Origin of the sequence: Achromobacter sp. NPDC008082 (assembly GCF_042957345.1) — a bacterium.
Lineage (GTDB): Bacteria > Pseudomonadota > Gammaproteobacteria > Burkholderiales > Burkholderiaceae_B > Achromobacter > Achromobacter kerstersii_A.
Genome location: NZ_JBIBIB010000004.1, coordinates 40,148 through 57,439, shown reverse-complemented (window position 1 = coordinate 57,439; position 17,292 = coordinate 40,148). Strand labels below are relative to the sequence as shown.

General features: G+C 62.3%; 15 protein-coding genes. 5 read left to right on the top strand and 10 right to left on the bottom strand.

Annotated elements, in window-relative coordinates:
• Positions 1-60: 60 nt before the first annotated feature.
• The 3 genes from gyrB to dnaA all read right to left on the bottom strand — a co-directional run bounded on the left by gyrB (position 61) and on the right by dnaA (position 5,179).
• Positions 61-2,508 (bottom strand): DNA topoisomerase (ATP-hydrolyzing) subunit B, encoded by a 2,448-nt coding sequence (gyrB, locus tag ACFZAI_RS16465; RefSeq protein ID WP_391567912.1) that lies wholly within the window; start codon positions 2,506-2,508, stop codon positions 61-63.
• A gap of 101 nt (positions 2,509-2,609) precedes the next feature.
• Positions 2,610-3,719, bottom strand: a complete 1,110-nt coding sequence (gene dnaN, locus ACFZAI_RS16460) for a DNA polymerase III subunit beta (RefSeq protein ID WP_006227714.1) — start codon at positions 3,717-3,719, stop codon at positions 2,610-2,612.
• 2 nt (positions 3,720-3,721) lie between these two features.
• Positions 3,722-5,179, bottom strand: coding sequence for a chromosomal replication initiator protein DnaA (gene dnaA / locus ACFZAI_RS16455; protein ID WP_054420899.1), 1,458 nt, complete (start codon positions 5,177-5,179; stop codon positions 3,722-3,724).
• Between the two features lie 405 nt (positions 5,180-5,584).
• Between dnaA and rpmH the strand changes: the two genes are divergently transcribed.
• The 5 genes from rpmH (at position 5,585) to ACFZAI_RS16430 (ending at position 9,917) form a co-directional block, all read left to right on the top strand.
• Complete coding sequence (gene rpmH, locus ACFZAI_RS16450) at positions 5,585-5,719, top strand: 50S ribosomal protein L34 (RefSeq protein WP_003816025.1); 135 nt, start codon at positions 5,585-5,587, stop codon at positions 5,717-5,719.
• 113 nt (positions 5,720-5,832) lie between these two features.
• Positions 5,833-6,204 carry a ribonuclease P protein component gene (locus tag ACFZAI_RS16445; RefSeq protein ID WP_175170445.1) on the top strand — a complete coding sequence of 124 codons (372 nt, stop codon included), beginning with the start codon at positions 5,833-5,835 and terminating at the stop codon, positions 6,202-6,204.
• Positions 6,204-6,476: a membrane protein insertion efficiency factor YidD gene (gene yidD, locus ACFZAI_RS16440; protein WP_082386929.1), complete on the top strand. Its 273-nt coding sequence runs from the start codon at positions 6,204-6,206 to the stop codon at positions 6,474-6,476. The genes ACFZAI_RS16445 and yidD overlap by 1 nt, the downstream gene beginning before the upstream one ends.
• Before the next feature lie 48 nt (positions 6,477-6,524).
• On the top strand, positions 6,525-8,204 hold the full coding sequence (yidC, locus tag ACFZAI_RS16435) for a membrane protein insertase YidC (RefSeq protein ID WP_391567911.1): 1,680 nt from the start codon (positions 6,525-6,527) through the stop codon (positions 8,202-8,204).
• Positions 8,205-8,471: 267 nt separating this feature from the next.
• On the top strand, positions 8,472-9,917 hold the full coding sequence (locus ACFZAI_RS16430; protein ID WP_342067520.1) for a catalase: 1,446 nt from the start codon (positions 8,472-8,474) through the stop codon (positions 9,915-9,917).
• Between the two features lie 129 nt (positions 9,918-10,046).
• On the opposite strand, the gene ACFZAI_RS16425 is transcribed toward ACFZAI_RS16430, so the two are convergent.
• The 7 genes from ACFZAI_RS16425 to ACFZAI_RS16395 form a co-directional block, all read right to left on the bottom strand.
• Positions 10,047-10,925, bottom strand: coding sequence for an ABC transporter permease (locus tag ACFZAI_RS16425; protein WP_391567910.1), 879 nt, complete (start codon positions 10,923-10,925; stop codon positions 10,047-10,049).
• 27 nt (positions 10,926-10,952) lie between these two features.
• Positions 10,953-11,795 (bottom strand): ABC transporter ATP-binding protein, encoded by an 843-nt coding sequence (locus tag ACFZAI_RS16420; protein ID WP_391567909.1) that lies wholly within the window; start codon positions 11,793-11,795, stop codon positions 10,953-10,955.
• 1 nt (position 11,796) lies between these two features.
• Entirely contained in the window at positions 11,797-12,840 is a 1,044-nt protein-coding gene (locus ACFZAI_RS16415) for an ABC transporter substrate-binding protein (RefSeq protein ID WP_391567908.1), read from the bottom strand.
• A 59-nt stretch (positions 12,841-12,899) separates the two neighbouring features.
• The gene (locus ACFZAI_RS16410; protein ID WP_391567907.1) at positions 12,900-13,838 is read right to left on the bottom strand and encodes a TauD/TfdA dioxygenase family protein; all 939 of its coding nucleotides are present in this window, start codon (positions 13,836-13,838) and stop codon (positions 12,900-12,902) included.
• A 188-nt stretch (positions 13,839-14,026) separates the two neighbouring features.
• Positions 14,027-15,226 (bottom strand): M20 aminoacylase family protein, encoded by a 1,200-nt coding sequence (locus ACFZAI_RS16405; RefSeq protein WP_391567906.1) that lies wholly within the window; start codon positions 15,224-15,226, stop codon positions 14,027-14,029.
• 45 nt (positions 15,227-15,271) lie between these two features.
• A complete protein-coding gene (locus tag ACFZAI_RS16400; protein ID WP_391567905.1) occupies positions 15,272-16,285 on the bottom strand; it encodes an ABC transporter ATP-binding protein in 1,014 nt (337 codons plus the stop codon).
• Positions 16,282-17,292: an ABC transporter ATP-binding protein gene (locus tag ACFZAI_RS16395; RefSeq protein ID WP_391567904.1), complete on the bottom strand. Its 1,011-nt coding sequence runs from the start codon at positions 17,290-17,292 to the stop codon at positions 16,282-16,284. Before ACFZAI_RS16395 ends, ACFZAI_RS16400 begins: the two co-directional genes overlap by 4 nt.

The following is a 17,292-nucleotide window of genomic DNA, read 5'->3' as shown; positions in this document are numbered from 1 at the left end:
CCAAAAACAAAGGCCAGCCCCTTCAGGCTGGCCTTCGTCATGCAACTGCGGCAACAACGCTTACGCGTCGATATTGCCCGCCGACAGCGCGTTGCGTTCGATGAACGCGCGGCGCGGTTCGACGTCGTCGCCCATCAGCGTCGTGAAGACTTCGTCGGCCGCAATGGCGTCTTCGATCTGCACGCGCAGCAGGCGGCGCACCTTCGGGTCCATCGTGGTTTCCCACAGCTGTTCCGGGTTCATTTCGCCCAGACCCTTGTAGCGCTGCTTCGAGATGCTGCGGTCGGCTTCGCTGCGCAGCCACTGCATGGCTTCGCGGAAGTCGGACACCGTCTGTTCCTTGCGCTTGTCGCCTTCGCCACGCGCGGCGAGCGAACGCGAACCCACCTTGCCCAGGAAGCTCTTGGCGGCCTTGGACAGGATGGCGTAGTCGGAACCGTTGACGAAGTCGGCGTCGATGATGCTGACGCGCACGTTGCCGTGGTGCATGCGCTGCACCGACAGGCGATGGCGTTCGGTGGCTTCGTCAAACTGCGGCACCACTTCCACGCCGTTGCCGCTGACCGGGTCACGCATGGCGTCGGCCAGGCGCTTGGCGGAGTCGGCGGTGGATTCAGCGGTTTCCAGGTTGATCTCAACGCCTTCGGCCATGGCCGACAGCGCGCCCACGTCGAACACCTTGGCCAAACGCGCAATGACGCCGTCAGCCGCCACGTATTGGCTGGCCAGGTCGGTGAGTTCTTCGCCGCGGATGATGTTGCCGCCCGAGATGATCTCGGCATCCTTCAGCGCCAGTTGCAGCATGAACTGCGCTTCTTCCTGGTCGTCCTTCAGATAGCGTTCTTCGCGGCCAACCTTCACCTTGTACAGCGGCGGCTGGGCGATATACACATAGCCGCGCTGAACCAGCTCGGGCATCTGGCGGTACAGCAGCGTCAGCAGCAGGGTGCGGATGTGCGCGCCGTCAACGTCCGCGTCAGTCATGATGATGAGGCGGTGGTAGCGCAGCTTGTCCACGTTGAAATCGGGGCCGATGCTGGTGCCCAGCGCCGTGATCAGCGTGGCGATCTGTTCGCTGGCGATCAGGCGGTCAAAGCGCGCCTTCTCCACGTTCAGCACCTTGCCGCGCAGCGGCAGGATGGCCTGGAACTTGCGGTCGCGGCCTTGCTTGGCCGAGCCGCCTGCGGAGTCACCCTCGACGATGTACAGCTCGCACAGCGCGGGGTCTTTCTCTTGGCAGTCGGCCAGCTTGCCGGGCAGGCCAGCGCCTTCCAGCACGCTCTTGCGCCGCGTCATTTCGCGGGCCTTGCGCGCGGCTTCGCGGGCGCGGGCGGCTTCAACGATCTTGTTGCACAACGCCTTGGCGTCGTTCGGGTTTTCAAGCAGCCAGGTTTCCAGCGTGCGGGCCACGGCTTCTTCAACGGCCGGACGCACTTCGCTGGAGACGAGCTTGTCTTTGGTCTGGCTGCTGAACTTGGGCTCGGGCACCTTCACCGACAGCACGCAGGCCAGGCCTTCGCGCATGTCGTCGCCAGACGTTTCAACCTTGGCCTTCTTGGCCAGTTCGTTGTCGGCGATGTACTTGTTGATGATGCGGGTCATCGCCGCGCGCAGGCCGGTCAAGTGCGAGCCGCCGTCGCGCTGCGGGATGTTGTTGGTGAAGCACAGCACGCTTTCGCTGTAGCTGTCGTTCCACTGCATCGCCACTTCCACACCCACCGACACGCCGCCTGCGGCCGACTCGGTGCTGACCGAAAACACGTTCGGGTGCAGCACGGTCTTGGCGCGGTTGATGTATTCAACAAAGCCCTTCACGCCGCCGGAGAACGCAAAGTTCTCTTCCTTGCCCTGGCGCTGATCGACCAGGCGGATCTTCACGCCGTTGTTCAGGAACGAGAGCTCGCGCAAGCGCTTGGAGAGAATCTCGTAGTGGTATTCGATGTTGTTGAAGATGATCGGGTCGGCCAGGAAGCGCACTTCCGTGCCCCGCATGTCCGTCGTGCCCGTCACAGCCAGGGGCGCCACGCGCGCGCCTTGGCGGAATTCCATCTGGTGAACCTGGCCGTTGCGGCGGATCGTCAGGCGCAGCCATTCGGATAGCGCGTTCACGCAAGACACGCCCACACCGTGCAGGCCGCCAGACACCTTGTACGAGTTCTGGTCGAACTTGCCGCCGGCGTGCAGTTCGGTCATGACGATTTCCGCCGCGCTGCGGTGGAATTCGTCGTCCTTGTGGATATCCGTGGGGATACCGCGGCCGTTGTCGGTGACCGAGATCGAGTTATCGGTATGGATGGTGACGACGATGTCGTCGCAATGGCCGGCCAGGGCTTCGTCGATGGCGTTATCCACGACTTCAAACACCATGTGGTGCAAGCCTGTGCCGTCGGACGTGTCGCCGATGTACATGCCGGGGCGCTTGCGCACGGCCTCCAGCCCCTTGAGCATCTTGATCGAGTCAGCGCCGTAGCCGCTGTTCTCGGGAGTGGTGTTCTGCTGATCTGACATGTCTGGTTCGATAACGCTTTAAAGAACGGCCTGGCGGCCGGACCGCCCGCGAGCCGTCAGGCCCGCAAGCGGCACAAACCCACAAACGTGTGGGGCGCGGATCAAATCCGCATGGGCATGACGACGTACTTGAACTGGTCGTCTTCGGGCAGGGTGATGAGCGCCGACGCGTTGGCGTCGGGCATGACCGACCACTGGATGTTGTCGACTTTCACGTTGGCCAGCACGTCGAGCAGGTAGCCCACGTTAAAGCCCACATCCAGGGCTTCATGGCCGTAGTCGATGTCGATTTCTTCCTGCGCCTCTTCTTGCTCGGCGTTGGAAGACGAAATCTTCATCTGGTTCTGCGCCAGTTGCAGGCGCACACCCTTGAACTTGTCGGTCGTCAAAATGGCGGCGCGCTGCAAGCTGCCTTGAAGCGCTTCGCGGCCCACCATGAAGTGGCGCGTGTAGTTCGTGGGAATCACACGCGTGAAATCGGGGAACTTGCCTTCGACCAGCTTGGACACCAGCTCGACGTCGCCGAAACGGAAACGGATCTGGCCCGGCGCCACATCAATGGAGACCACTTCATCGGAGTCTTCCAGCAGGCGCTGCATTTCCAGCACGGTCTTGCGCGGCACGATGACTTCGTGGCGTTCAGCAATGCCGTCCGCTTCCGTCGAGCAATGCGCCAGGCGGTGACCATCGGTGGCGACGGCGCGCACACGGCCCGGTTCAAACACCAGCAACATGCCGTTCAGGTAGTAACGGATGTCTTGTTGCGCCATGGCGAAGTGCACCATGTTGAACAGGTGGCGCAGCGTGCGTTGCGGCATCGTCAGCGACACATCCCACTGCTCGGGCTGCGCCACGGTGGGGAACTCGCTGGCGGCCAGCGTCTGCAACGCAAAGCGGCTCTTGGCCGACTGCACCGACAGCTTGTTGCTGGCCAACGCCAGACGCACGTCGCCGGTATCCGGCAGCGCTTTCAGGATGTCGAGCAGCTTGCGCGCGGCAACCGTGGTGGACTCGTTGTCCTGGCCCACGCCGAAGTCGGCGTGCGTGGTGATCTGTACTTCCAGGTCGGTCGCAATAAAGGCAACCTTGTTGCCTTCCTTGCGCATCAGGATGTTCGCAAGAATGGGCAGGGTATGGCGTCTTTCGACGATGCCCGCCACAGTCGACAGCGGTTTCAGCAATGCATCGCGTGTGGTTTGTACGAGTTGCATGTTCATCCTTTTAGAGTTTGTTCCAACACGTGCAGGGTATGGTTGAGCTCCGCTTGCTTTGCGCGGGCGTCGGAAATCTTGCGTACGGCGTGAAGTACGGTGGTGTGATCACGACCCCCGAACAAATCGCCGATTTCCGGCAGGCTTTTCTGCGTCAGCTCCTTGGCCAGGTACATCGCGACCTGGCGCGGCAATGCGATATTGGCGGGCCGGCGTTTCGAGTACATGTCGGCGACCTTGATCTTGTAGAAATCCGCAACCGTCTTCTGGATGTTTTCCACAGTGATCTGGCCGTTGGACACGGACAGCAGGTCCTTCAGGGCTTCTTTGCAGACGTCCACCGTCAGCACATCGCGGCCGTGGAAGCGGGCGTACGCAAGCACCTTGCGCAACGCGCCTTCCAGCTCGCGCACGTTGCTGCGCAGATGCTTGGCAATGAAGAAAGCCACTTCCTCGGGCATGGGCACGCCTTCGGATTCCGCCTTGCGCAGCAGAATCGCCACGCGCATTTCCAGTTCGGGCGGCTCGATCGCCACCGTCAGGCCGGAGTCAAAGCGCGAGATCAGGCGGCTGTCGATGCCCGACAGTTCCTTCGGATAGGTATCGCTGGTGATGATGATCTGCTTGCGCTGGGCCACCATCGCTTCGAACGCATAGAAGAATTCTTCCTGCGTGCGGTTCTTGCCGGAGAAGAACTGAATGTCATCGATCAGCAGCAAGTCCAGCGAATGGTAGTAGCGCTTGAAGTCATCGAACGCCTTGCGCTGGTACGCCTTCACCACGTCGGACACGTATTGGTCGGCGTGCACATAGCGCACGCGTACGCCCGTGCCCGCCGCCACCATGGCGTTGCCGATGGCGTGGATCAAGTGAGTCTTGCCCAGGCCCACGCCGCCATACAGGAACAGCGGGTTGTAGGACGTGCCCGGGTTCTCGGCCACTTGCAGCGCCGCGGCGCGTGCGAGCTGGTTCGCCTTACCCGTCACGAAGTTCTCAAACGTGAGATCCGTATTCAGGCGCGAACGCTCGTACACGATGTTGGCCGCGTCGGCGTTGACCGCCTGGGCAGCCGCCGTGGTAGCGGGCGGGGGTGGGGCGGCCGGAGCCGGGGCCTGCATGGGCGGCGCGCCGCCTGAGGGCTGTGCAGCGGACAGGTGGGACTGATCGGGCTGCGGCGCACGCACGGGCGCGACCGGCATACGCGGGGCGGCTCCATGAGAAGGCAACTCGAACAACACCTGTACTGGTCGCTTGAACCACTCCGCGGCCAACGCTTCAATTTGGTGGGAAAAATTCTTACGCACCCAATCCAGCTTGAAGCGGTTGGGCGCGGCAACGCGCAGCACCGCCTGCGTTTCGTCGTACGCAAGCGGGACCAGCGGTCGTATCCACGCGCTGATTTGTTGGGGGGGGAGTTCCTGCTCAAGACGACTGACGCAGGTCTGCCAGAATTCTTTCATGTCGCTCTTATTCAAACCTCGATTCTACCTTGCCTGGGCTGGGGTTATCCACAGGGTAGGACATAAGCGTCTACACTGCTCAGGCTTAACTGTTTGACAAGACAGGGAAAACTTGCTGAAATGGTGGGCTTTTCCGAATTCTGTCTGTCAGAAGGTTTCACAGAGAGCTTAGCCGGAGTTGTGGCAAGACCCCTCCTTTCATGGGTTGGGGCGCTTACTGCACTGTCCGGTTTTTAGCTTTGCTGAATAGGTCGCCTGGGGAGAAATCCCTTGTCCAGAGCCCCGTCTACGAGTTGTTTTTTGCACCTGTTGCAAAAATGCTCACTAGATACCCGCTGCTGAATCCGCGACCTGGAACCCTCCGGGCAGGTCCCTTCTGACTTTTGTTCTTTTTGTGGATCGTCCATGAAACGTACCTACCAACCTTCCGTTACCCGCCGCAAGCGCACCCATGGCTTTCGCGTGCGCATGAAAACCCGCGCTGGCCGCGCCATCCTGAACGCCCGCCGCGCCAAGGGCCGCAAGCGTCTGGCTGTCTAAGTTCTGGTTTTCCGGTTTTTCCGGAAAGCCGTGACTCTTTGCACGGACCGGCCATATTGCAAGACCTCTCGCAATCTCGTTCTGGTTCCGCGCAAACGCCTGACCCGCAGTCCATGCCGCGCTCCACGCTTCCCCCGGAGGCGCGGTTGCATCGCCCCTCCGAGTTCGCCGCTGCCCTAAAAGGCCGGCGTCTTGCTCGAGGGGCGTTATTCATTGTGACTTCGGCTCCCAATGATCTGCCCCCCGGCCAGGATGCCTGTGCCCGCTTGGGGCTGATCATCGCCAAGCGCTTCGCCGCCCACGCCAGTACGCGCAACGCCATCAAGCGGGTCATCCGCGAAGCGTTCCGCCACCGGCGTCTGGCGTTGCCGCCCAAGGATTACGTCGTGCGATTGCATAGCAAAGTCGCTCCCACCACGCTCACCTCGCTAAAACGCTTGGTCAGAGCCGAAGTGGACGCTCACTTTGAACGGATCGCGCGATGATTTTCAAAGCACTGCTCATCGCCCCCATCCGGTTCTACAGGTTTTTCCTGAGTCCCTGGATCGGCCGGCAGTGCCGCTTTACCCCTACTTGCTCGGCGTACGCGATTGAAGCAATCGAACGCCACGGCGCCTGGCGCGGTTTCTGGATGGCGGTTCGGCGCATTGGCCGCTGCCATCCGTGGTCGCCCGGCGGATGGGACCCGGTTCCGCCAACACGGGGAACCAAAGCGCCCCCGTGCTGTTCCCACAGCCACCGCACCGAGCACGATTGACGCTAAACTGGCGGGCTTTGCTGGCCCGTATTCACTTCAGTAGGCACCATGGATATCCGACGAACCGTCCTCTGGATGATTTTTTCCTTTTCGCTGTTGCTCCTATGGAACAACTGGCAAATCCATAACGGCAAGCCGTCGCTGTTCGGGGGCCCCACGCCCGCGGCCAGCACGGCTGAACCGCAGGCCGGCGCCAACAACGCCACGCCATCGGTGCCCAGCGCGCCAACCACCACGGCTGCTGCGCCGTCGGCCGTTCCTGGCGCCACTGCACCGGCCACCGCACGCTCGGAAGAAGTCGTCATCACGACGGACGTTCTGCGTCTGACGTTCGACACGATGGGCGCCCAACTGGTGCGCGCCGAACTGCTGAAGTACCCGGCAACCGGCCAGCCCGACAAGCCCACCGTGCTGCTGGACCGTTCGGCCGGCCTGAACTACGTCGTGCAATCCGGCGTGGTCGGCGCCCCCAATGGCCAGAGCTTCCCCACGCACCAGACGCCTTTCCGCGTCGTGACGACGGAACGCCAACTGACCGGCGACAACCTGGTCGTCTCGTTCGAAGGCGAATCGGGCGGCGTGAAGGTCACCAAGACGTTCACCCTGCACAAGGGCCGCTACGACATCGACGTGCGCCACGACCTGGCCAACGTCGGCTCCGCCCCCGTGTCGCCCGCGCTGTACTTGCAGCTTGAGCGCGACGGCAACGACCCGGCCGACACGTCGAGCTTCTATCACACCTTCACCGGTTTCGCCGTCTACTCGGAACAAGACAAGTTCCAGAAGAGCACCTTCAGCGACATCGAAAAGAAGAAGGCCAACTACATCAAGCAGGCGGACAACGGCTGGATCGCCGTGGTGCAGCACTACTTCGCCACCGCCTGGGTGCCACCGCAAGGCAAGCCGCGCACGAACGAACTGCTGGAAGTGCAGAAGAACCTGTACGCCGCCCGCAGCATCGAAGCCGTCGGTGAAATTGCTCCGGGTTCCGCGTCGCGTGTCGACTCGCACCTGTGGGTTGGCCCGCAAGACCAGAAGGCCATGGCGGCGCTCGCCCCCGGCCTGGAACTGGTGGTGGACTATGGCTGGCTGACCATCATCGCCAAGCCGCTGTTCACGCTGATGACGTGGCTGCATTCGCTGCTGGGCAACTGGGGCTGGACCATCGTCGCGCTGACCGTGCTGATCAAGGCCATCTTCTACCCGCTGGCCGCCGCAAGCTACCGCTCGATGGCCCGCATGAAGCAAGTGGCTCCGCGTCTGCAAGCGCTGAAGGAAAAGTACGGCGACGACAAGCAGAAGCTCAACGCCGCCATGATGGAGATGTACCGCACCGAAAAGATCAACCCGCTGGGCGGCTGCTTGCCGATGGTGGTGCAGATTCCGGTGTTCATCTCGCTGTACTGGGTGCTGCTGGCCAGCGTGGAAATGCGCGGCGCGCCGTGGATTCTGTGGGTCCATGACCTGTCGATCCGCGACCCGTACTTCATTCTGCCCGCCATCATGATGGCCACCATGTTCCTGCAGATCAAACTGAACCCGACGCCGCCGGACCCCATCCAGGCCAAGGTCATGATGATCATGCCGCTGGTGTTCGGCGGGATGATGTTCTTCTTCCCGGCCGGTCTGGTGCTGTACTGGTGCGTCAACAACACCTTGTCGATCGCGCAGCAGTGGTCCATCACCCGCGCCATGCAGCGCAAGACGGAAGCGGCGGCAAACCGCTAAGCCTTGCTTGCAAGCATGAAGAACCGGCCCCTAGGGGCCGGTTTTTTTATGCGTGCACGGTTTGCAGCGATGACCGCGGCACGCCAGCTGAGGCATTTCTTAATAGCTTTAATCAATTGAATTTGGTACTTCAATCAACTTCCCAAGTGAAACGATGACCCCTATCATGTGTCGGACATATTCCCCGGGCAGTCTCACCGGGGAATATTCACAACACGGCGCGGGCCGACAGGCCACGCGCCCTCCAGATCACGTAGGGAGTGTGCTATGACCGACAAGAAGCAACTGACCACCGCCTCAGGCGCGCCGGTGGCGGACAATACCAACACGTTGACCGCGGGCCCGCGCGGTCCGGCGCTGTTGCAGGACTTCTGGCTGATTGAAAAGCTTGCCCACTTCGACCGCGAACGCATCCCCGAACGCGTCGTCCACGCCAAAGGCTCCGGCGCCTACGGCACCTTCACCGTTACGCACGACATCTCGCGCTACACGCGCGCCAGCATCTTTTCCCAGGTCGGCAAGCAAACCCCGCTGTTCCTGCGCTTTTCCACCGTGGCCGGCGAACGCGGCGCGGCGGACGCCGAACGCGATGTGCGCGGCTTCGCCATCAAGTTCTATACCGACGAAGGCAACTGGGATCTGGTGGGCAACAACACCCCCGTATTTTTCATCCGCGACCCGCTGAAGTTCCCTGACTTCATCCACACCCAGAAACGCGACCCCAAGACCAACCTGCGCAGCGCCACCGCCGCCTGGGACTTCTGGTCGCTCAGCCCCGAATCGCTGCATCAGGTCACCATCCTGATGAGCGACCGCGGCATTCCCGCCAACCTGCGCCAGCAGCACGGCTTTGGCTCGCATACGTTCAGCTTCGTCAACAAGGACGGCGAGCGCTTCTACGTGAAGTTCCACTTCAAGTCGCAGCAGGGCGTCGTCTGTATGAGCGATGAAGAAGCGGCGCAAGTCGTGGCGCATGACCGCGAAAGCTCGCAGCGCGATCTGTTCGAGAACATCGAAAAGAAGAACTTCCCGAAGTGGACGCTGAAGGTGCAGATCATGCCCGAGGCCGAAGCCGCGACATACCACATCAACCCGTTCGACCTGACCAAGGTGTGGCCGCACGGCGACTACCCGCTGATTGAAGTGGGTGTGCTGGAACTGAACAAGAACCCCGAAAACTACTTTGCCGAAGTCGAGCAGGCCGCCTTCACGCCGGCAAACGTTGTGCCGGGCATCGATTTTTCGCCGGACAAGATGCTGCAAGGGCGCTTGTTCTCTTACGGCGACACGCACCGCTACCGCCTCGGGATCAATCACCATCAGATCCCCGTGAACGCGCCGCGCTGCCCGTTCCACAGCTATCACCGCGACGGCGCCAGCCGCGTCGACGGCAACGTGGGCGGCACGCTGAACTACGAGCCCAACAGCGCGGGCGAATGGAAGGAAACCCCGTCGGCCGGCGAACCGCCGCTGGCGCTGGACGGCCAGGCCGCCGCCCGCTGGAACCACCGCGTGGATGATGACTACTACTCGCAGCCGGGCAACCTGTTCCGCCTGATGACGCCGGAAAAGCAGGAGCTGCTGTTCGGCAACATCGGCCGCCACATGGCGGGTGTGCCGGAAGAGATTCAACGCCGTCAGCTGGAACACTTCCGAAAAGCGGACCCGGCGTATGCCGCCGGCGTGGCCAAGGCGCTGGGGCTGAAGCTCTGAACGGCTAGGCTGGATCCATGAATCGCCGGGCGACCTCTGGCGATGTCTGGCGATGTATGGCGATAAAAACAGAGGGGGCGGCTTCGCAAGAAAGCCGCCCCCTCTTTTTGCCTGTGGACAACGCGCCGGCTAGCGCTGCATGCCCCACCGCCGCACCGTCAAACGCTCCAACGTATCGAATCCCAGGTTTTCCACAAGCAGGCCGATGATGACGACGGCCGCCAAGCCTGCGAACACGCGATCTGTGTATAACTCGTTGCGGTTCTGAAAGATGTACCAGCCGAGTCCGCCTTTGCCGCTGGACGCGCCAAACACCAGCTCGGCGGCAATCAACGTGCGCCACGCAAACGCCCAGCCTATCTTCAGGCCGGCCAGAATCGCCGGCAACGCAGCAGGCACCAGAATCTGCAATACGTACCGCAGCCCGGTCAGCCCATAGTTGCGGCCCGCCATGCGCAGCGTTTCCGACACGCCCAGAAACCCCGCATACATGTTCAACGCCAGCGCCCACAGCACGGAATGGATCAGCACGAACACCAGGCTGCCTTCACCCAGGCCAAACCACAGCAGCGCCAGCGGCAGCAATGCAATCGCAGGCAGCGGGTTGAACATCGCGGTCAGCGTGGACAGCAGATCGCGTCCGAAGCGCGTGGACACCGCCAGCGTGGTCAACACGAACGCCAGCGCCACGCCCGCCAGATACCCCTGCACCAACACCCGTAGCGACTGCCAGGCGCGCGCCGGCAGCTCGCCATTGGCGATGCCTTGCACGAAGGCTTGCGCCGTCTGCCACGCCCCCGGCAGCAGCAAGTCATTGTCGGTATAGCGCGCCGCCAACTCCCACACCCCCGCCAGCAAAACCAGAATCAACAGCTTGCGCAGGCTGGCGTGTTGCCACAGCTTTTCGTGCCACGGCAGCGGCGTTTCGGCCGCCTGCGGGGGCAGCGGCGGCAGCTCATATTCCACTTCGGGGCGGATCGGCGGAGAAGCGGCGTGCGCGTGGCTCATCGGTGAACACTCATCATGAAGGCGCTCTCAGGCTGCGGCGCGCTCAGCGGGCGCCGGCGCGGCATCGGGGGTGGGCGATTCGAACAGCAAGTCATGGATGCGCCGCGCCGCCGACTGAAAGCCGGCCGAACCCTGGCTGTGCAAGCCATACGCATGCGCATTCAGTTCTGCGCGCACACGCCCCGGATGCGGCGACAACAGCAGCACACGGCTGCCCAACACCAAGGCCTCTTCAATGGAATGCGTGACGAACAACAAGGTGAAGCGCACGTCTTCCCACAACGCCATCAGCTCTTCCTGCATGCGCCGCCGTGTCAGGGCGTCGAGCGCTGCGAAGGGCTCATCCATGAGCAGCACGCGCGGCTGCATGGCAAGCGCCCGCGCAATCGCCACGCGCTGCTTCATACCGCCGGACAACGTGTGCGGGTAGGCATCGGCAAACGCTGCCAGGCCCACCTTATCCAGATAATGCATGGCGCGTTCATCCGCTTCGCGCCGGTTCAATTTGCGCGAGGCCACCAACGGAAACGCCACGTTCTGCCGCAACGTTTTCCACGGCGGCAACTGATCGAATTCCTGGAACACGACGATGCGATCCGGCCCAGGGCCGGCTACCGTCTGACCATCAATGGCGATGCGTCCTTCGGTGGGCGGAATGAATCCGGCCACGGCTTTCAGCAACGTTGACTTGCCGCAGCCCGATGGCCCCAACAAGATGAAACGGTCCGCGCCATGCACCTCGAAACTGACCTGTTGCGTCGCGCGAACCCGCCGTTCGCGCGTCTTATATTCGATTGTCACCTTATCCACAGCTAGCAGCGGTGACGTCTTTTGAACGTTATCCACAGGGCTTGCGGCGGCGACTGGCATCTCAGCTGCCTTGCGCCGTCAGCGCATCATCGAAGAAGTAGTCGCGCCAGCTGGCCGGCGCATGCTTGATGGCGCCCACCTTGTGCATGAATTCGGCCAGCGCGTAGGTGTTCTGCGGTTCCAGCTTGAATTGCACGTCGGGGTTCTTGATCACCTTGATCAGGAAATCGCGGTCTTGCTTGGCGCCGGTCACGCGCAAATACGTGTCAGCCGCTTTCTCGGGGTTTGCCGTCGCAAACGCCGCGGCTTCCTTCAACGCTTCCTGGAACGCCTTGTACGTCTTGGGATTTTCCTTGCGGAATTTCTCGGTGGCGAACAACACGGTGGACGAACTGGGGCCGCCCAACACGTCGTACGAATTCAGCACGATGCGCGCCTTGGGGTTCTCGGCCAACTCCTGTTCCTGGAACGGCGGGTTGCCAAAGTGACCGGTGATTTCCGTGCCGCCGGCGATGATGGCCGCCGCCGCATCCGGATGCGGCAACGCCACGGAAATCTTGTCCAGCTTGTTGAATTGCGCGTCGCCCCACAGCTTGGCAGAGGCCAGCTGCAATACGCGCGACTGCACCGACACGCCCACCGCGGGCACCGCTATGCGATCCTTATCCGTGAAGTCGGCAATGGTCTTCACATTGGGGTTGTTGGTGACCAGGTAATAGGGAAAGTTGCCCAGCGACGCCACGCCCTTCACATTCTGCTTGCCATGCGTGCGGTCCCAAATCGTCAAAAGCGGCCCCACGCCGGCGCCCGCGATATCCACAGCCCCGGACAACAACGCGTCGTTCACGGCCGAGCCGCCGGATAACTTGGCCCACTCGACCGAGATATCCACACCCTCGGCCTTGCCGTGCTTTTCGATCAGTTGCTGGTCGCGCGCCACATTCAGCAGCAGGTACACAATGCCGTACTGCTCCGCGATGCGGATGCGTCCTTCCGCCATGGCGGGCGTGGGCGAAGCCAGCGCCAGCACCGCCAGAATCAACGCCAGCCCCGCGCCGGTTGCGGTTTGGACCAGACGATCCCGAAGTGCAGAAGACAGTTGCATGGTGTTCCTTGTGGATAAGTGCTTTGCGCCAAATATTGGAGCGTTCGCGGTGCTTTTCTTTAAAACGGCACATCGCCTTCAATGGTGGTGCGGTACAACTTGCGGCGCAGATGATCTGGGGTGCCGCCCGCCAGATGGATCAGCGAACGGTTGTCCCAGAACACCAGGTCATGCGGCTGCCAGCGATGGCGATAGATGTGTTCCGCACGCACGCTATGCGCAAACAATTCGGCCAACAGGGCGCGGCTTTCGTCTTCCGGCAGGCCAACGATGCGCGTCGTAAAGCCTTCGCTCACGAACAGCGCGCGGCGGCCGTTCTCGGGATGCGTACGCACCACCGGATGCACCACTTCCTGCACTTGCGCGATTTGCTGCGCGCTTAAATTCGGACGCCAGTTCCCTTCCTTTTGCAGCTGGCCGTACTGCGCCAGATAGGAATGCACGGCGCGCTTGCCGACGATGGCATTGCGCAACGCTGCGGGCAGCGTGTCGTAGGCCAGATGCATGTTGGCGAACAAGGTGTCGCCGCCTTCTGACGGCAGTTCCTGCGCGTGCAAGAGCGAGCCCAGGCTGGGCAATTCCTTGTACGAAATATCCGAATGCCAGTACTTGCCCGCGTCGCCCAATCCAATAGGCTTGCCGTCTTCCACAATGTTGGACACGGTCAGGATCTCGGGGTGGCCGGCCAGATGAAACTGGTGCAGCACATGAATCATCAGCGGGCCGAAGCGGCGGCTGAAATCGATGTGTTGTTGCGGCGTAATGCGTTGGTCACGGAACACCAGCAGGTGATGATCCAGATGCGCCTGATGCACCCGCGAAAAATCCGCGGGCGCGAGTTCGCGGGTCAAGTCCAATCCGATGATTTCGGCGCCAACCGGGCCGGGCAGGGGGCGCACCTCAAATTGCTGCACGCCGGACTGCTGCACATCAAACTGCTGCGCTTTCACAGCGGGGGCGGCGTCTACTTCGCGCCGCAGGGCGTTGCTCTGGGACATCGATCGCTCCGTTTCGCCTTGCGGCATGTCTGGAACGATCGATTATGGAAACGGCGCCTTGTATCTCAAACGAAGTTATCGGCGTTTGATCAAAGCTTCCCGTCATATAGAAAAAGCCGCGGGGCAACGCCCGCGGCTTCATGCACCAAACCCTATTAGCTAATAGCGTATCGGTTATTAGACCGCGCTTATGCGGCCGGCAGATAGGCCTCGACGAGCTTCACCCAATAGGTCGCGCCCACCGGCAGCAATGCGTCGTTGAAGTCGTAGTTCGGGTTGTGCAACTGGCACGGACCCATGCCGTGATAGCTTTCCATGCGGTGGTCGCCATCGCCGTTGCCCAGGAACAGATAGGCGCCCGGAATCGCTTCCAGGAAGAAGGAGAAATCTTCCGCGCCCATGAAGGGCGGCATGTCGCGCAGCACGTTCTCGGCGCCAAATGCGTCTTCGGCAACCTTGGCCGCGAAGGCCGTTTCGTTTTCCCAGTTCACCAGCGGCGGATATGCGCGCACGAAGTCCAGCTCGCCCGTGCCGCCGTACACCTGCGGCAAGGTGGTGGCGATGCGGCGCATGTCTGCTTCGATCTTGTCTAGCGTCTCGACCGAGTACGTGCGCACGGTGCCGCGCAGCACGGCCTCGCCGGGAATCACGTTGTACGCGTCGCCCGCATGAATCTGCGTGATCGACAGCACCGCTTGCTCTAGCGGGTTCTTGCTGCGCGAAATGACGGTTTGCAGCGCGTGCACCATATCGGCCGCCACGATGATGGGGTCTACCGATGCATGCGGTTGCGCCGCGTGGCCGCCTACGCCCTTGATGACGATGTCCCAGCGGTTGCTGGAGGCCATCGTGGGGCCGGCGCGAAAACCAAACTGGTTGACCGGCATGCCGGGCATGTTGTGGATGCCGAACACGGCGTCACACGGGAATTTTTCGAACAGGCCGTCCTGCATCATGGCGCGCGCGCCGGCGTTACCGCCTTCTTCGGCGGGCTGGAAAATGAACACCACCGTGCCGTCGAAATTGCGATGCGTGGACAGGTACTGCGCCGCCCCCAACAACATCGCGGTATGGCCGTCATGGCCGCAACCGTGCATGCGGCCACTGATGGTGGACTTGTGCGCAAAGCGGTTGTGCTCCGGCATGGGCAGCGCGTCCATGTCGGCACGCAGGCCGATGGTCTTGCCGCCGCTGCCCGCACGCAGCACGCCCACGACGCCCGTTTTTCCCAGCCCCGTATGCACTTCCAGGCCCCATTCGCGCAGGCGTTCGGCCACCAGGTTCGACGTACGCGTTTCTTGGAAGGCAAGTTCGGGATGCGCGTGGATATCCCGGCGCAGCGCGGTCAGCTCAGGATGCGCGCGTTCGATTTCGGCAATGGTTTTCATGGTGGGGATGACGATTCAAAAGAGGGGGGATTTTTAGGGCTAATCCTAACTCATGTCGTTCAAGTGACAAGCGCTGAACTGCCCCGGCGATATCTCGCGCAGCAACGGCCGTTCTACCTTACAGCGCGCCATCGCCTGCGGGCAACGCGGATGAAACGCGCAGCCCGTGGGCGGGTCCAGCGGTGACGGCAGTTCGCCCTTGATGGGCTGGTACGTGCGCCGCCCCGGCGTCAACGTTGGCAATTCCTTCAACAGCGCCTGCGTGTACGGATGGTTGGCGCGCTGAAAAACCGTATCGGTGGGGGCAAGCTCAACCACGCGGCCCAGGTACATGATGGCCACGCGGTCCGAGATATGGCTGACCACGCTCAGGTTGTGGCTGATGAACAGATACGTCAGGTCCAGATCGTCGCGCAGCTGTTCGAACAGGTTCAGCACCTGCGCCTGAATGGAGACGTCCAACGCAGCCACGGCCTCGTCGCAAACGATCACGGAAGGCTTGAGCGCCAACGCCCGCGCGATCCCAATGCGCTGCCTCTGCCCCCCTGAAAACTGATGCGGATAGCGCTGTGCAAAGGCCGGGTCCAGCCCCACCTGCCGCATCAGCCCCGCCACATATTCCGCTTTGTCGCGCGCGCGGATCAAGCCGTGCGCCACGGGCGCTTCACCGATGATTTCACGCACCCGCATGCGCGGGTTAAGCGACGCGTATGGGTCCTGGAAGATCATCTGCACGCCCAGCTCATACGCCCGCCGCTCGGCGCCTGTCATGGCGCGCACGGCCTTGCCCTGGTAGTCCACGTCGCCTGCCGAGGGCGGCAAAATGCCCGACACAATGCGGCCCAGCGTGGATTTTCCACAGCCAGATTCGCCGACGATGCCAATCACTTCGCCCGGCTGCACTTCCAGGTCCACACCCGCCACGGCGTGCACCACTTGGGTCTTCAAGCCCGCGCCCAACAGGTTCGCAATGCGCCCGGCAAAATCCACGGGCTGCACGAAGCGCAGTTCCACACCACGCAGGGACAGAATGGGGGCGTCGCGTTCTGCTGCGCTCATTTGAGGTCTGGGTCTCCGGCATGCCAGCAGCGCACCCATTGCGCCGGGCGAACTTCAACGGGCTGCGGCTCGACCAGACAGGCGTTCGTCGCGCGCGGGCAGCGCCCGCGAAACGCACAGCCTTGCGGCAGGTTCAACAGCGACGGCGTCATGCCGGGAATCGGCACCAGCGGCCTGCCACGCGACTCCGGCGTGGGAATAGAGGCAATCAGCCCATGCGTATACGGATGCATCGGATGGCTGATCACGTCTTGCGTGCTGCCCGTCTCCACGACGCGTCCCGCATACATCACCGACACGCGGTCCGCCAGGCCGGCCACCACCGCCAGATCGTGCGTGATCCAGATCAGGCCCGTGCCGGTCTCGCGGCACAGCTTCTGCACTTCGAAAAGAATCTGCCCCTGAATCGTGACATCCAGCGCGGTAGTGGGTTCGTCGGCAATGATCAGGCGCGGTGAATTCAAGAGCGCAATGGCAATCGCCACGCGCTGGCGCATGCCGCCCGACAACTGATGCGGATAGGTGCGCAAGCGTTCCGCGGGCGACGGAATGCCCACCATCGTCAGCGTCTGCAAGGCCCGTGCGCGGGCCTGTTCACGCGACACCTTGTGATGCGCCTGCACCGCTTCGATCATCTGCGTATCCACACGCAGCACGGGGTTCAGCGTCATCATCGGGTCTTGGAAGATCATCGCGATCTCTTGCCCCCGCAGCTGGCGCCACCGGGCGGGCGTGGCGCCGCGCAGGTCTTCACCATTCAGGCGCAGCTGCCCCTCCACGATGCGGCCCGGCTCGTCCAGCAGGCCCATCAGCGAAAAGCCAGTGATGCTCTTGCCGGAGCCAGACTCGCCCACCAGCCCCAGGATCTCGCCTTCAGCCAATGTCAGGTTCACACCATCCACCGCTTTCACCACGCCGTTGCGCGTGAAGAAGTGCGTCTTCAGGCCCTGTACCTCAAGAATGGTCGGGGGCGTGGCCAAGGGTTTTTCAAGCACGCTTGTCTGCAT

What these genes read in the sequence shown, in the direction of transcription:
- gyrB (WP_391567912.1), bottom strand. Translation starts at nt 2,508, where the DNA reads ATGTCAGATCAGCAGAACACCACTCCCGAGAACAGCGGCTACGGCGCT.
- dnaN (WP_006227714.1), bottom strand. Translation starts at nt 3,719, where the DNA reads ATGCAACTCGTACAAACCACACGCGATGCATTGCTGAAACCGCTGTCG.
- dnaA (WP_054420899.1), bottom strand. Translation starts at nt 5,179, where the DNA reads ATGAAAGAATTCTGGCAGACCTGCGTCAGTCGTCTTGAGCAGGAACTC.
- rpmH (WP_003816025.1), top strand. Translation starts at nt 5,585, where the DNA reads ATGAAACGTACCTACCAACCTTCCGTTACCCGCCGCAAGCGCACCCAT.
- ACFZAI_RS16445 (WP_175170445.1), top strand. Translation starts at nt 5,833, where the DNA reads ATGCCGCGCTCCACGCTTCCCCCGGAGGCGCGGTTGCATCGCCCCTCC.
- yidC (WP_391567911.1), top strand. Translation starts at nt 6,525, where the DNA reads ATGGATATCCGACGAACCGTCCTCTGGATGATTTTTTCCTTTTCGCTG.
- ACFZAI_RS16430 (WP_342067520.1), top strand. Translation starts at nt 8,472, where the DNA reads ATGACCGACAAGAAGCAACTGACCACCGCCTCAGGCGCGCCGGTGGCG.
- ACFZAI_RS16425 (WP_391567910.1), bottom strand. Translation starts at nt 10,925, where the DNA reads ATGAGCCACGCGCACGCCGCTTCTCCGCCGATCCGCCCCGAAGTGGAA.
- ACFZAI_RS16420 (WP_391567909.1), bottom strand. Translation starts at nt 11,795, where the DNA reads ATGCCAGTCGCCGCCGCAAGCCCTGTGGATAACGTTCAAAAGACGTCA.
- ACFZAI_RS16415 (WP_391567908.1), bottom strand. Translation starts at nt 12,840, where the DNA reads ATGCAACTGTCTTCTGCACTTCGGGATCGTCTGGTCCAAACCGCAACC.
- ACFZAI_RS16410 (WP_391567907.1), bottom strand. Translation starts at nt 13,838, where the DNA reads ATGTCCCAGAGCAACGCCCTGCGGCGCGAAGTAGACGCCGCCCCCGCT.
- ACFZAI_RS16405 (WP_391567906.1), bottom strand. Translation starts at nt 15,226, where the DNA reads ATGAAAACCATTGCCGAAATCGAACGCGCGCATCCTGAGCTGACCGCG.
- ACFZAI_RS16400 (WP_391567905.1), bottom strand. Translation starts at nt 16,285, where the DNA reads ATGAGCGCAGCAGAACGCGACGCCCCCATTCTGTCCCTGCGTGGTGTG.
- ACFZAI_RS16395 (WP_391567904.1), bottom strand. Translation starts at nt 17,292, where the DNA reads ATGCAGACAAGCGTGCTTGAAAAACCCTTGGCCACGCCCCCGACCATT.